Source organism: uncultured Devosia sp. (assembly GCF_964244875.1).
GTDB lineage: Bacteria > Pseudomonadota > Alphaproteobacteria > Rhizobiales > Devosiaceae > Devosia.
On sequence record NZ_CAXTKA010000008.1, the window covers coordinates 40,272 to 53,787 of the forward strand.

Annotated in this window: 14 protein-coding genes; 8 read left to right on the forward strand and 6 right to left on the reverse strand. The window is 62.9% G+C overall.

Going from position 1 to position 13,516, the window contains the following annotated elements; all coding sequences use genetic code 11:
- Positions 1–233: 233 nt before the first annotated feature.
- Both ACFE8X_RS10865 and cfa read left to right on the forward strand, forming a co-directional pair.
- Positions 234–2,216 (forward strand): bifunctional 2',3'-cyclic-nucleotide 2'-phosphodiesterase/3'-nucleotidase, encoded by a 1,983-nt coding sequence (locus ACFE8X_RS10865; protein ID WP_375451490.1) that lies wholly within the window; start codon positions 234–236, stop codon positions 2,214–2,216.
- Between the two features lie 384 nt (positions 2,217–2,600).
- A complete protein-coding gene (cfa, locus tag ACFE8X_RS10870) occupies positions 2,601–3,713 on the forward strand; it encodes a cyclopropane fatty acyl phospholipid synthase (RefSeq protein ID WP_375451491.1) in 1,113 nt (370 codons plus the stop codon).
- A gap of 95 nt (positions 3,714–3,808) precedes the next feature.
- Here the strand turns inward: cfa and ACFE8X_RS10875 are convergent, their stop codons facing one another.
- Positions 3,809–4,087, reverse strand: a complete 279-nt coding sequence (locus ACFE8X_RS10875) for a DUF1905 domain-containing protein (RefSeq protein ID WP_375451492.1) — start codon at positions 4,085–4,087, stop codon at positions 3,809–3,811.
- A 174-nt stretch (positions 4,088–4,261) separates the two neighbouring features.
- On the opposite strand from ACFE8X_RS10875, the gene ACFE8X_RS10880 reads away from it, so the two are divergent.
- From ACFE8X_RS10880 to ACFE8X_RS10890, 3 genes are read left to right on the forward strand one after another with little or no spacing between them, the layout of a single operon-like run.
- Positions 4,262–5,011 carry an ABC transporter ATP-binding protein gene (locus ACFE8X_RS10880; RefSeq protein WP_375451493.1) on the forward strand — a complete coding sequence of 250 codons (750 nt, stop codon included), beginning with the start codon at positions 4,262–4,264 and terminating at the stop codon, positions 5,009–5,011.
- A complete protein-coding gene (locus tag ACFE8X_RS10885; RefSeq protein WP_375451494.1) occupies positions 5,008–6,537 on the forward strand; it encodes a permease in 1,530 nt (509 codons plus the stop codon). The genes ACFE8X_RS10880 and ACFE8X_RS10885 overlap by 4 nt, the downstream gene beginning before the upstream one ends.
- A gap of 18 nt (positions 6,538–6,555) precedes the next feature.
- Positions 6,556–7,023: a GNAT family N-acetyltransferase gene (locus ACFE8X_RS10890; protein ID WP_375451495.1), complete on the forward strand. Its 468-nt coding sequence runs from the start codon at positions 6,556–6,558 to the stop codon at positions 7,021–7,023.
- Positions 7,024–7,265: 242 nt separating this feature from the next.
- Here ACFE8X_RS10890 and ACFE8X_RS10895 read toward each other — a convergent pair whose 3' ends face one another.
- Positions 7,266–8,246, reverse strand: coding sequence for an aldo/keto reductase (locus tag ACFE8X_RS10895; protein WP_375451496.1), 981 nt, complete (start codon positions 8,244–8,246; stop codon positions 7,266–7,268).
- Positions 8,247–8,369: 123 nt separating this feature from the next.
- On the opposite strand from ACFE8X_RS10895, the gene ACFE8X_RS10900 reads away from it, so the two are divergent.
- Together ACFE8X_RS10900 and ACFE8X_RS10905 are read left to right on the forward strand one after the other, a co-directional pair.
- Entirely contained in the window at positions 8,370–8,720 is a 351-nt protein-coding gene (locus ACFE8X_RS10900) for a hypothetical protein (RefSeq protein ID WP_375451497.1), read from the forward strand.
- A 10-nt stretch (positions 8,721–8,730) separates the two neighbouring features.
- Complete coding sequence (locus tag ACFE8X_RS10905) at positions 8,731–9,063, forward strand: type II toxin-antitoxin system PemK/MazF family toxin (protein WP_375451619.1); 333 nt, start codon at positions 8,731–8,733, stop codon at positions 9,061–9,063.
- On the opposite strand, the gene ACFE8X_RS10910 is transcribed toward ACFE8X_RS10905, so the two are convergent.
- Positions 9,060–9,893, reverse strand: a complete 834-nt coding sequence (locus ACFE8X_RS10910) for an aldo/keto reductase (RefSeq protein ID WP_375451498.1) — start codon at positions 9,891–9,893, stop codon at positions 9,060–9,062. The two genes, ACFE8X_RS10905 and ACFE8X_RS10910, sit on opposite strands and share 4 nt — an antisense overlap.
- Before the next feature lie 172 nt (positions 9,894–10,065).
- Between ACFE8X_RS10910 and clpS the strand changes: the two genes are divergently transcribed.
- Positions 10,066–10,371, forward strand: coding sequence for an ATP-dependent Clp protease adapter ClpS (gene clpS / locus ACFE8X_RS10915; protein WP_375451499.1), 306 nt, complete (start codon positions 10,066–10,068; stop codon positions 10,369–10,371).
- Positions 10,372–10,383: 12 nt separating this feature from the next.
- Here clpS and ACFE8X_RS10920 read toward each other — a convergent pair whose 3' ends face one another.
- From ACFE8X_RS10920 to motA, 3 genes are all read right to left on the reverse strand, one after another.
- Positions 10,384–11,121: a LuxR C-terminal-related transcriptional regulator gene (locus ACFE8X_RS10920; protein WP_375451500.1), complete on the reverse strand. Its 738-nt coding sequence runs from the start codon at positions 11,119–11,121 to the stop codon at positions 10,384–10,386.
- A gap of 419 nt (positions 11,122–11,540) precedes the next feature.
- Complete coding sequence (locus ACFE8X_RS10925; protein ID WP_375451501.1) at positions 11,541–12,458, reverse strand: flagellar motor protein MotB; 918 nt, start codon at positions 12,456–12,458, stop codon at positions 11,541–11,543.
- 24 nt (positions 12,459–12,482) lie between these two features.
- Complete coding sequence (motA, locus tag ACFE8X_RS10930) at positions 12,483–13,346, reverse strand: flagellar motor stator protein MotA (RefSeq protein ID WP_375451502.1); 864 nt, start codon at positions 13,344–13,346, stop codon at positions 12,483–12,485.
- Positions 13,347–13,516 lie beyond the last annotated feature (170 nt).

Here is a 13,516-nt window from a genome sequence, read left to right on the forward strand (position 1 = left end):
ATAGCTATTCTCGCCCAAGATGTTGCACAGGCGTTTCTCCCCGGCAAACGCCAAAGCCGGCGCGCAAGAATTTGACCAAACGGTCCAATTTACCTAACACTGGCTTGCCGTCGTCATTGCAGCGTCACCTGCCAACGGCAAGAGGAGCCCGCCATTCACCTGAAGCATAACCGGCACTGCCGCTTATCGTTCCAGCGCCTCGTCAAACCCCGCGATTGTTCCGGAGACATGTGATGAAATTTGATCCAGCCATTTCCCGCCGCACCTTTCTTGCCGGTTCCGTTAGTATCGGCGCCATGACCGTATTGCACCCCTTCGCCGCCAGCGCCCAGGCCAACCAGGCCCATTTGCGCATCATGGAAACCACCGATCTGCACGTCGCGGTCTTTGCCTACGACTATTTCGCCGATGCTCCCAACGACACCATGGGCCTGGCCCGCACCGCCTCCATCATCGATGCGATCCGCGCCGAAGCCGGCAATTCCATGCTTCTGGACAATGGCGACATCATCCAGGGCAACCCGATGGGCGACTATGTCGCCTATGAAAAGGGTATCGAGGACAATATTCATCCCATGATCGCGGCGATGAACACCCTGGGTTACGAAGCCGCCACCCTGGGCAACCATGAATTCAACTATGGCCTGGAATATCTCGCCATGGCGCTCTCGGGCGCCGAATTCCCGTTCGTTTCGGCCAATCTGGTCGTCGGCGACGCTCTGGGCGCCGACCCCTTGGCCGACGAGACTTATCTCGAACCCTACCGCATCATCGACAAGGAATTGACCGACGGCTCGGGCGCCAAAAAAACCATCAAGATCGGCCTGATCGGCTTCGTGCCACCCCAGATCATGACCTGGGATTCCAGCCACCTCGCGGGCCTGGTCAACACCCGCGATATCGTCGAGACCGCCAAGGCCTATATCCCCAGGATGAAGGCGGAAGGGGCCGAACTGATCATCGCGCTGTCCCATTCCGGCATTGCCGCCGATACCGGCCCGGGCGCCGAGAACGCCTCGCTGCAACTGGCGGCGGTCGAGGGGATCGACGTGGTGCTGACCGGCCACCAGCATTTGGTGTTCCCCAATTCCAAGGATTTCGAGGGCCTTGAAGGCGCCGACCTCGAAAACGGCACGCTGGCCGGCAAGCCCGCCGTCATGGCCGGTTTCTGGGGCAGCCATATGGGCCTGATCGACCTGCTGCTGGAGCAGGACGCTGCCGGCAAGTGGACCATCGTCTCGCATACCTCCGAAGCTCGCCCGATCTTCGAGCGCGTCGATGGCAAGGTGACCGCTCTGGTCGAGGACGAAGCCGGCGTGATCGAAGCCTCCCGGCTCGAGCATGAGGAAACGCTGGACTATGTTCGCCGTCCCGTCGGGGAAACCGCGGCGCCGCTCTATTCCTATTTCGCCCTGGTCGCCGACGATCCGTCGGTGCAGATCGTCAGCCAGGCCCAGACCTGGTACATCGCCCAGATGATGAAGGGCACCGAGTGGGAAGCCCTGCCCATCCTGTCGGCAGCCGCACCCTTCAAGGCCGGCGGCCGCGGTGGTCCCGACTATTACACCGACGTGCCGGTGGGTCCCGTCGCCATCAAGAACGTGGCCGATCTGTACCTCTATCCCAATACCATCCAGGCCGTCGCCATTACCGGCGCCGAAGTCAAGGACTGGCCGGAGCGCTCGGCCGGCATCTTCAATCAGGTCGAGAAGGGGGCCAAGGACGCTTCCCTGATCAATCTGGATTTCCCCTCCTATAATTTCGACGTCATCGACGGCGTGACCTACAAGATCGATCTGACCCAACCCTCCAAATATGCTACCGACGGCAAGGCGGTCGCCAATCCCGATGCCAATCGCATCGTCGATCTGATGTTCGATGGCAAGCCGATCGATCCGGCCGCCAGGTTCGTCGTTGCCTCCAACAATTACCGCGCTGGCGGTGGCGGCAACTTCCCCGGCACCGGCGCCGACAAGATCGTGTTCAAGGGCCCCGACACCAATCGCGACCTGTTGATCCGCTTCATCATCGAGCAGGGCACCATCAACCCCAAGGCCGACAGCAACTGGTCGCTGGCCCCCATCGGGGACACCACCGTGCTGTTCGAAACCGGCCCCAAGGCCGCCAACCACCTGGCCGATGTCACCGCCATCAAGATCGAGGCCACCGGCGACACCAGCGAAGCCGGCTTCGGGGTTTATCGCATCACGCTGTGATGGGCTGCGCCTGACTTTGACGTCAACCATTCACCAATCCCGACTTCCCCCCGGCGGGGGAAGTTCGCCTGGCTACATGTCACGGCGTCATTCCTACGAACGCAGGAACCCATTCTGTCACAGGCCAAAATCCAATAGCGCCACAGCGCGGCCCCTCCCCCTCCCAGGGGGAGGATGGGTGGGGGTGCGAGAGCCCCAATAGCGGCCAGGGCACCCCCACCTTGATCCTCCCACCTAATAGGGAGGCATCGACTGAGACATTCTGCCAAGTCTTGGACTACCCCTGCGCTCCGCGCCTGACCGCTTGAAATAAACCGATAAAATTGCTCTCCTGCACGCCCGCCGCACCCTGTTACGTATGCGGCCACCAGGATTGCGCGTCCCATGACCGACAAATCTGCTATAGCCGCCCTGCTTGCCGATGCAGGCGTCATCGTCGACGGTCCCGACCCCTGGGACATGCAGGTGCACGACGAGCGCCTCTGGAACCGCTTTTTGGCCGAGGGAACGCTGGGCCTGGGCGAAGCCTATATGGACGGCTGGTGGGACTGTGCCGATCTCGCCGAGTTCTTCAACCGCGTCATCGCGCGGACGGTGGACCGCAATTTCAAGCCCTCGATGAACCTGATCTGGCAGACGGTGCAGGCGCGCGTCTTCAACATGCAGACCATCGCCCGCTCGCGCCGCGTCGCCACCATGCACTACAGCCAGACCGAGGCCTATCACGCCTCGCTCGATGATCGCATGACCGGCTCCTGCGGCTACTGGCCCGAAGGCGTCACCGATATCGACGAGGCGCAAAACGCCAAGCTCGACTTGATCTGCCGCAAGATCGGCCTCAAGCCAGGCCAGAAGGTCTGGGATATCGGCTGCGGCTGGGGCGCCTTCATGGGCTTTGCCGCCGAACGCTACGACGCCGATTGCGTCGGCGTCACCGTCTCTCCCGACCAGGCCGAATACGGCCGCGCCCGTTACCATGGCATGAATGTCGAATTCCAGGTCAAGGACTATCGCGAGTTTACCGGCAAGGTCGACCATGTCGTGTCCATGGGCATGTTCGAGCACGTCGGCTACAAGAATTACCGCGCCTATTTCGAGGCAGCGCGCCGCGCCATCGCCGAGGATGGTCTGTTCCTGCTGCACACCGTGGGCGCCGCCGTCACCACCAACACCATCGATCCCTGGCTCGAGAAATACATCTTTCCCGGCGGCGTCATTCCCTCGATCGCCCAGATCGGCCAGGGGATCGACGGGCTGTTCGCCACCATCGACGTGCACAATATCGGCCCCCATTACGACAGGACGCTGATGGCCTGGTCCGCCAATTTCACCGCCAAATGGCCCGAGAACCGCGACGCCGAGGGCGAACGCTTCTATCGCATGTGGCAATATTACCTGCTCTGCTGCGCCGGCGGCTTCCGCTCCCGTGCCTTGCAAGTCTGGCAATTCGTCCTTTCCCCCAAGGGCGTCCCCGAAGGCTACCTCACCCAGCGCTAGTCCGGTCTTTGCACCGAAATTCTCCCACGCACCGGGTCATTGCCAAGCAGGCAGTAACCTCCGTTTCCGTTGGCCAATTATACCAGGACCCCGCCTCAGTTCAGGCGTTCGTCCAGCTCGATCGTCACCATGCTGCCGGCCTCCTTGCCGATTGCCGCTCGTAAATCGGCGGCGAGCGGCAGTTTATGGGTGCCGTCGCCCAGCGCCATGAACGAACTCTGGAATGGATGGCCATCGACCTTGCCGCGGATCTTGACCAGCCCGCGCGTGCCGAAGAACGCGGCGGATCGTGGCCATTTCACGTAGCTCCAGCCGCCCTTGGCATCGCTCTTGACGATCTCGGCATCGAATGTCTCATTGAGTTTGCTTGGCATCTGCTCCTCCAAAATAGTGCATCCTGAATTATGACGTTCGCACTGCTCAATTTTCGACATCACGCCGACGGAGCGCGCTGAATTGCCCACATTCAGGTGCTCCTAACCTTGTCCTTTCATCACCCCTCAATGCCTGCGCACTAGGCTGTCCCGGCCTGATCTTCGGAGCGCGCCATGTCCATGCCTGCCCTAACGATAACCGGCCTGCGCAAAACCTTTGACCGGCCCGTGGTCGACAATCTCGATCTCACGGTCAAGGCCGGCGAGTTCTATGCCCTGCTGGGACCCAACGGCGCCGGCAAGACCACCATCCTGCGCATGGTCGCGGGCCTGCTGCGGCCCAATGCCGGCGCCATCTCCATTTTCGGCATCGACGCGCGCAACGATCCGCTCGCCGCCAAGCGCGTCACCGCCTGGGTGTCGGACGAACCCATGGTCTATGACCGGCTGACGCCGCTGGAATACCTACAGTTCGTGGCCGGGCTCTGGCAGGTCGACCCAAACGTCGCCCAGGCCAAGGCGCATGAGTTGATCGGCTGGCTGGGCCTTGCCCCCCATGCCAACGATCTGTGCGGCAGCTTCTCCAAGGGCATGCTGCAAAAGGTGGCCCTGGCCGGTGCCCTGGTGCACGACCCCAGGCTGATCATCCTCGACGAGCCGCTGACCGGGCTTGATGCCGGCTCGGCCCGCCAGGTCAAGGACGTGCTGCAGGGCCTGGTGCGCGATGGCGTCACCGTCATCATGACCACCCATATCCTGGAGGTAGCCGAACGCATGGCCGAGCGCATCGGCGTCATCACCCACGGCCGCCTGATCGCCGAGGGCACCCTGGGCGATCTGCGCGCCCGCATCGGCCGTGGCCAGACCAGCCTCGAGGATATCTTCCTCGACCTCGTCGCCCGGCAAGATGCCGCCGCCGCATGACTGCCGCGCCCGCCACCCTGGTCTGGTTCGCCCGGCACGAAATGACCCTGGCCTGGCGCGAAGCCATCGCCGTGATGACCGGCGGCCGCCGCACGCGCGGCATCGTCCTGGCGATCGTCCTCGCCATCGTCTTTTTCTTCTTGCACCTGATGGCCTATGGCCTGCTCGCGCCTTGGGCCAGCCAGGCCATTGCGCCCGACAAGCCCACTCTGGTGCTGCTGACCGGCGGCGGCCTGCTGTTCTGGTCGGTCATGCTGAGCCAGTCTCTTGAGTCGGTTACCCGCGTCTATTACGCGCGCGCCGATCTTGACCTCATCCTCTCCTCGCCGGCGTCCTCGCGCCGGCTGTTTGCCGTGCGCACTGCTGCCGTGGCGCTGTCGAGCAGCCTTTTGTCCTGCCTGCTTGCTAGCCCGATGATCGATATGCTGGTCGTGCTCGATGGCCCGCACCGGTTGGCCGCCTATCCCACCCTGGCTGCCCTGGGCGCGCTGTCGACGGCGATCGCCGTGGCCATCACCATTACCCTGTTCCGCACCGTCGGCCCCAAGCGCACACGGCTGGTCGCCCAGATCGTCGCCGCGCTTGTCGGCGCCGGTTTCGTCATCGGCATCCAGGCCGCCGCCATTCTGTACTACGGCAGTTTCTCGCGCTTCTCTCTGTTCCAGTCCGCCGAAGTGGTTGCCGCCGCACCCGATATCGCCAGCCCGCTCTGGCTCGCGGCGCGCGCCGGCATGGGCGACCTCACGGCTCTTGGCCTGCTCGCCGCTATTGGCTTCGGCGCCCTGGCGCTGGCGATTGCGCTGACGGCGTCGGGCTATGGCCGCCACGCCATTGCCGCCACCGGCCTGTCGCACATTCGCAACCGCCGCCGCCCCGCGGCCCGCTCCTTCCGTTTCGCTTCACAGCGCGCCGTGCTGCGCGCCAAGGAATGGCGCCTGTTGCAGCGCGACCCCTGGTTGCTATCGCAAACCCTGATGCAGATTCTCTATCTGCTGCCGCCCGCCCTGATGCTGTGGATCAATTATGGCGACCATGCCGGCGCCTACATCGTCGTCGTCCCGGTGCTGGTGATGGCGGCGGGCCAATTGGCGGGCGGCCTGGCCTGGCTCGCCATTTCTGGCGAGGACGCCCATGATCTGGTGGTCACCGCGCCCGTCGCCCCACGCGCCGTGCTCACCGCCAAGATCGAGGCCGTACTGGCCATCATCGCCGTAGTGCTGACCCCGATGCTCTTGCTGCTGGCCTTGTCCTCGGTGCCCATGGCCCTGGTCACCGCCGCCTGTGCGACCCTGGCGGCAGGCTCCGCCACCACTATTCAATTGTGGTTCCGCGTCGTCGCCAAGCGCTCCATGTTCCGCCGCCGCCAGGTGGCCTCGCGCGCCGCCACCCTGACCGAAGCCTTCGCCTCCATCCTTTGGGCCGGCACCAGCGCGATCTGGGCGGCCGGCTCCTGGCTGGCCATCGCCACCGCCATCCTGGCCCTGGGCGTGCTCGGCCTTGCCCGCCTGCTGGCGCCCCGCCGCTGACATAGGATTGAAATCGCCATGTCCTATCTGATCTTCCGCGACGCCGTTCCTGCCGACATCTCGGTCATGCTGACCCTGAGCCACGCCGGCGACTCACGCGGCAGCGATACCCCGCCGCTCGATCCTGCCACGTTCACCGACTCGCGCACCTTCGCCGCCTTCGCCCAAATCGCAGCCGACCCCGCCCACCGTCTGGTCGTTGCCGAACGCGATGGCGAGGTCATCGGCACGTTGCAGATCACCATCATGCCCGGCCTGCCCAATTTCGGCATGAGCCGGGGCATTCTGGAAAACGTGCACATCCGCGCCGACCAGCGCGGCAGCGGCCATGGCAGCCGACTGGTGCGCTGGGCCATCGCCTATTGCCGCGAACGCGGCTGCGGCACGGTCCAGCTCACCTCCAACAAGGTGCGCACCGACGCCCACCGCTTCTACCGCACCCTGGGCTTCCAGCAATCGCACGAAGGCTTCAAGCTCAAGCTCTAGCAAGGCTGGATAGGTACCCCACCTTCACTCCCTCCGCACAGCCCGTCTAACCCATAAGACTGGGCGCTTGGCTCAACGCCTCAGTCGACCCCTCCCCCTGGAAGGGGGAGGATCAAGGTGGGGGTAGTGGATTGTCCCCATATCGGGCCTCTCTTCCCCAACCTCTCCTTGGCAGGCCAGGATACGCCGGCAGCGGAAACCGAAACCACGGCTCTCCGCATTGCCGCGAAACCATCAAATGCCTAGCCGTGCCCCGCCACCGCATGCGGGACATAAGCCGCTTCCAGTTCCGCCACGTCCGCCGCACTGAGCTTGACCGCCAGCGCCGCCACCGCATCGCTCAAATGCGCCTGCCGCGTCGCCCCCACGATCGGTGCCGTCACTTCGCTCTTGCCCAACAGCCAGGCCAGGGCCACCTGCGCCCGCGGCACCCCCAGCCGCTGCGCCACCTGCGCCACGGCTTCCACCACTTTGCGATCGGCGGCCTCGGTCTCGGTATACATCCGGGTGATCATGCCATCGGTGCCGCTGCGCGCGCTTTGCGCGTCCCAATCGCGCGTCAGCTTGCCCCGCGCCAGCGGGCTCCATGGAATGACGCCCACACCTTCGGCGCGGCAGAGCGGCAGCATCTCGCGCTCTTCCTCGCGATACATCAGGTTGAGATGGTTCTGCATGGAAACGAACTGCGCCCAACCATGCGCCTTCTGCAGATACAGTGCCTTGGCGAATTGCCAGGCATACATTGAAGAAGCGCCGATATAGCGCGCCTTGCCGGCCTTGACCACGTCGTGCAGCGCTTCCAGCGTTTCCTCGATCGGCGTCTCGGGGTCCCAGCGATGGATTTGGTAGAGATCGACATAATCGGTCCCCAACCGGCGCAGGCTGTTGTCGATTTCCGCCATGATGCTGCGGCGTGACAGCCCTGCCCCGTTCGGCCCCGGCCGCATGCGCCCATGCACCTTGGTGGCGATCACCACCGCGTCGCGCGTGCCGAAGTCCTTGAGCGCCCGCCCGACGATCTCCTCGCTGGTGCCGTCCGAATAGACATTGGCGGTATCGAAGAAATTGATCCCCGCCTCCAGCGCCTGCTTGATGAACGGCCGGCTCGTCTCCTCGTCCAGCGTCCATTCATGATTGCCGCGCTTGGCATCGCCATAGCTCATGCACCCCAGGCAAATCCGCGACACTTCCAGCCCGGTCATTCCAAGACGACGATAATCCATGCTCAGTCTCCAGCAACTTGCGGCCCCGACAAACTAGGCCCGGCTTACATCAAAATCAAACACGGTTGACCCCACCCCCACCCCACCCCTACAATCACGCAACAACTGCGTTGGGGTGCTGAAGTGGCAACGGTTCGTATTCGGGATAACACCATTTGGATCAGTCATATTGAAGGCGATCCCAAATTGCGGGAACGGCTGTCGGCTATGCCCGCCGGCCAGGTGATCGAACTTGATGTTCGCGGCGTCATCGGCAAATGGCAACGGATGAAAGCCGGCAAGGATGGCCGCCCGACGCCCGGCATCAAACCGGTAGAACAGATGAAAGAAGCCTGGACCCTCTGGCAGGCCGAGCGTGGCGAAATCGTTGAAATTCGCGAAGTCGTCTCGGCCGATGCCTATTTGACCAGCTTGGCTGCGACGCTGTCGGAATGGGACTCCCCGGAAGACGAACTGGCCTATTCTGATCTGTGATCGCGGCGACATCGCGGTCGTAACCTTCCCATTCATCGACGTGCCGGCCACCAAGCGACGGCCGGCGCTCGTTTTATCGTCACGACAGTTCAATGCCGACAACGGCCATACCGTTTTCGCCATGATCACGTCCGCGCAGCATTCCCGTTGGCCCAGCGACATCCTCATCGCCTCCGGTGACGCTTCCGGCCTGTCGCATGCCTCGCTCATTCGCTGGAAGATTTTCACCTTGAGCAACGACATCGTCATCCGCAAGGCCGGCGTGCTGGACGACCGCGCCCTGGCGATCTCCGACGCTGCCCTGCAAGCCATGCTTGCCCTGCCGATACGATCGCCCCGCTAAAGATTGTTCATCACCGCCGGATTGCTGCCATGCTTGCCGTCCGGCTTGTCCAGTCCGGCAATGGCTGCCATGTCGTCCTCGTCCAGTTCAAAATCGAACACCGCGATATTATCGCCGATGCGCTCGGGTGAGGACGATTTGGGGATGACGATCAGCTCTTCCTGGACATGCCAGCGCAAGATGGCCTGTGCCGGGCTCTTGCCATGCTTGCGCGCGATGCCGGCGATGGTCGGGTCGTCGAGCAGCAAGCCGCGGCCCAGCGGGCTGTAGCTTTCGATGGCGATGCCGTGCTGGCGATGAAACTCGCGCACGTCCCGCTGCTGAAACTGGGGATGCAGCTCGATCTGGTTGACCACCGGCACGACCCCGGTTTCCCCGATGATCCGCTCCAGGTGATCGGGCAGGAAATTGGAAACCCCGATGGATTTGATGCGCCCGTCCTTCTGCAACTGCACCAGCGCCTTCCAGGTCTCGGCATATTTGTCCTGCGCCGGCACCGGCCAATGGATCAAAAACAGATCGAGCCAGTCGACGCCCAGCCGGCCCAGCGTCTCCATGAAGCTGGCCAGCGTCTTGTCATAGCCCTGGTTGCGATTGGCCACCTTGGAGGTGATGAAGATCGCGTCGCGATTGAGCCCGCTTTCAACCACACCCCGTCCCACGCCTTCCTCATTGCCGTAGCCTTGCGCCGTATCGATCATGCGATAGCCCGCCATGATGGCCTGGTTGACCGCCCCGACCACATCGTCATTGGAAATCTGCCATACCCCCAGGCCGAGTTGGGGAATGGCATTACCGTCCTGGAGCTGGATCAAGGGGGCGTCGGCCATGGTCTATCCTTTGTGCTGAAGTTTGTGCTGCAACGGTCGGCAGGGCCAAGGGTTCACTGGCGTTCGCTTTGAACTCATGAATTCCTTGAACCGGGCGCGCCGGTTTGCCATCTGTAGCCCGTCTTGCGGGCGTGCTACACAAGAGCGCCCACATTGGCAGGAGCGCCTCCCAATGGCTGATACCGTTACCAAGAACCGCACCGAGACCGTGCCGAAAACGGCCAAGCCGCCGCTTTACAAGGTTATCCTGGTCAATGACGATTTCACCCCGCGTGATTTCGTGGTGCGCATCCTCAAGGCCGAGTTCCGCGTGCCCGAAGCGCAGGCTTTGGGCATCATGCTGACCGCGCACACCAAGGGCGCCTGCGTGGTGGCGGTGTTCACCAGGGAAATCGCCGAGGAAAAATCCACCCGCGCCACCGAAATCGCCCGTGACAAGGGCTATCCCCTGCTGTTCACCACCGAGCCCGAGGAATAGCCCGCTGCCATCCTAGTCGAGCAGCCCGTGCCGGATCACCTCGGCCACTGTATGGGCCCGGTTTTTCGTGCCCAGCTTGCCCGCCACATTGTCGACATGCTGGTTGACCGTACGGGGCGACATGCCCAGGCGATCGGCGATCTGCTGGGAAGTCAAGCCATCTGCCGACAGCCCGATGACCTCCTTTTCGCGCGGCGTCAACGGTGTCGTCGTGGTGCGAATGCCCACGGCCCGGAACGAGCGCGTCTGCGCAAACAAATTATAGGTCATCAGCTGCAATGTCGTTCTTTGGTTTTCCGACAACAACGAACGACCCGAAAACCCGCCCAGCCCGATGATCGCGCCATCAAAACTGATCGGCACCAGCGCGAGGTCCACCATGTCCATCTTGCGCGCCAACGCCAGCGCCGGATCGTTGGGACGGCTGAACCGATCCTCGCCCAGCACCTGCACGCCGCCCTTGCCCAGCAGCGCCGTCATCTCCCCCGTCCCCGAGCGCAGGCTTTGCGACTCCGGCGCCTGCCACCACGCCTGGCGGTCGCCATTGCTATCGAGGATATGCAGCGCCGATTTCAACTCGCTGACATATTCGATCAGAAAGCCGCTGCCGAACCCCAGCGCCGCACTGAAATTGCGCAAAATCTCGATGATCTCGGCGTCGGTACGCGCTTTGCGAACGCGATCCAGGAATCGCTCCATCAAGGCCAGCACGGCTTCCCCCGCTCCGGCGCCGTGACACGACAGCGCCAACCGCGCAAGACTACCATCTTATCGGGCCTTGTCATTGCCTTTGCGTCGAGAAGGGCCCGGCAAGATTTGCCATCGCGATTTCCCGCAATGGGATTTTTCACGATGGCAGTTCTGCCAGTGATAATCCTTACAATTTTCAGATCCATCAAAGGCTTATAGAACCAGAACCTGGGGCGCGTCGACCGTAAGGCGGCCGTGTTCCACCGGGAAATGGCAGCACCGCATGACGATTTGAACGCGCGCTGACGTTGGCCGACCGTCCAAGGCATCCGGCCGGACCGAACGCCCGCCATTCGGAACAGCCCTGCGTCCACAGGCTGTTCTGACGGGGGGAGAGACGTTGCACCCCGTTACGGGTTGCGTTCCCAACGGCTCTCCCCTCATGACCCCGAATGCAGAGCAGATCGGTCGCCTTTTCCCTAGGGTGCCAGCCCCGGTGGCACGGGCGGGGCTTCATACAAGACCGTAATCTTGATGCGCTCATTGGCCGCCATATAGGGGTCGTTGGGAAAAAACGGGTCGGAGATCGAGCGACCCATCACCGCATGGATACGATCGTCCGCCAGCCCGAATTCGCCCAGGATGGACCGCACCACATTGGCGCGGTCGCTGGACAATTCCCATGAGCCATAGCGCGGATTGTCATACAATGTGCCCGCTGCCGTATGCCCGGAAATATTGATCTGGTTGGGCAGCTTCTGCAGGATCGGCGCGATCGCGGCAATGGCCTCGCGCGTCACCTCGAAGGGATATTTGGAACCCTCGGGAAACATCGGGCGCCCGTCCTGGTCGACGATCTGGATATTGAGCCCCTCGTCGGTTTCCTCGATCAGCAGGTTGTCGGCGACCTCGGTTATGTTGGGCAAAGCCTGCCAGGCCTGCTTGATGCTGGCCGCCGCGCTCTGGAAGGCCAGTTCGTTGCTGGACCGCAGATCGGCGTTGGACGCGCCGACCAGGCCCGCTTGCGCGCCCGCCTGTCCCTCGCTTCCGCCCGCGTTCGTATCGGCGGCACCGAATTCCGAACTCTGCTCGGCCGAGGCATTGTCCTTGGCGCCCATCATCGAGCCGGCCATCTTGGCACCGTCGACATCCATCACCGTGCCGCCCATGATGCCGCCCGAGCCGCTGGTCGAGGCACTGACATTGGGCGGCGCGAAATAATCCGCCAACCCCTGCTTTTGCTCCGGCGTGGTCATGCTGATCAGCCAGAGCAGCAGGAAAAACGCCATCATCGCGGTCACGAAGTCCGCATAGGCGATCTTCCAGGCCCCGCCATGATGGGCGTGCTTGTTCTTCTTGATCTTCTTGATGATGATCGGTTGATCGTAGCCGGCCATGACGTGGTGTCCTTGTCTCTCGCCCTAGCTCACGGCGCTCAGGTCGGCCGTGGCCTGGTCGATTTCGGCGAAAGTCGGCCGGTCTTCCGACATCAGCCCCTTGCGGGCGAATTCGATGGCCATCACCGGCACCTGCCCCGACATGTGCGCCAGAAGGCCAACTTTCAGCGACAGGAAATACTTGGCCTCCGCCTCGTAGATGTTGCGCAGCGCCTGCGCCATCGGGCCGAAAAAGCCATAGGCGATGAACACGCCGAAAAACGTGCCGACCAGCGCGCCGCCGATCATGTGGCCCAGCACTTCGGGCGGCTCGCTGATCGAGCCCATGGTGTGGATCACGCCCAGCACCGCCGCGACGATCCCCAGTGCCGGCGTGCCGTCGGCCAGCGCCTGCACCGCCATGACGACTCGTTCGCGCTCCTGGTGATGGGTCTCCAGCTCTTCGTCCATCAGCGCGTCCATCTCATGGACATTGTTGGAGCCGAGCGAGACCATGCGCAGGTAATCGCAGGTGAATTCCACCGCATGGTGATTGGCCGCGAATTTGGGAAACCGCGCGAACAGCGTCGATTCCTCGGGATTTTCGATATGCGGCTCCAGCGCCAGGATGCCCTTGGCCTGCACCAGCTTGAACAGGCTGAACTGCAGCCCGAGCAGTTCGACATAGGCCGCCTTGTTGTAACGCGGCCCGCGAAAGATGGTGCCGATGACGCCCAGGCTCTGCTTGAGCACGGCCCCGGTATTGCCGATCACGAACGCCCCGATCGCCGCGCCCAGGATGATCAGGAACTCGAAGGGCTGGAACAGCACCGCCAGATGCCCGCCCATGGCGACATAGCCCCCGATCACGGACGCGCAGATAATAACGATACCGACAATGAGACGCATGCGATCCGAGACCTGAGGTTTGAGAGTTCTTCTGAACAACTCGCGGCAGCGCACGCCGCCACCGCCATGGAAACGGCCGGGTCCTGGCTGGACCGTTAAGTCGTTCTCACCGGGTCATTATCGACTGCCCGGCCTTAACAGCCGGTGTATTCGCTCGTCGGTTTTGCACA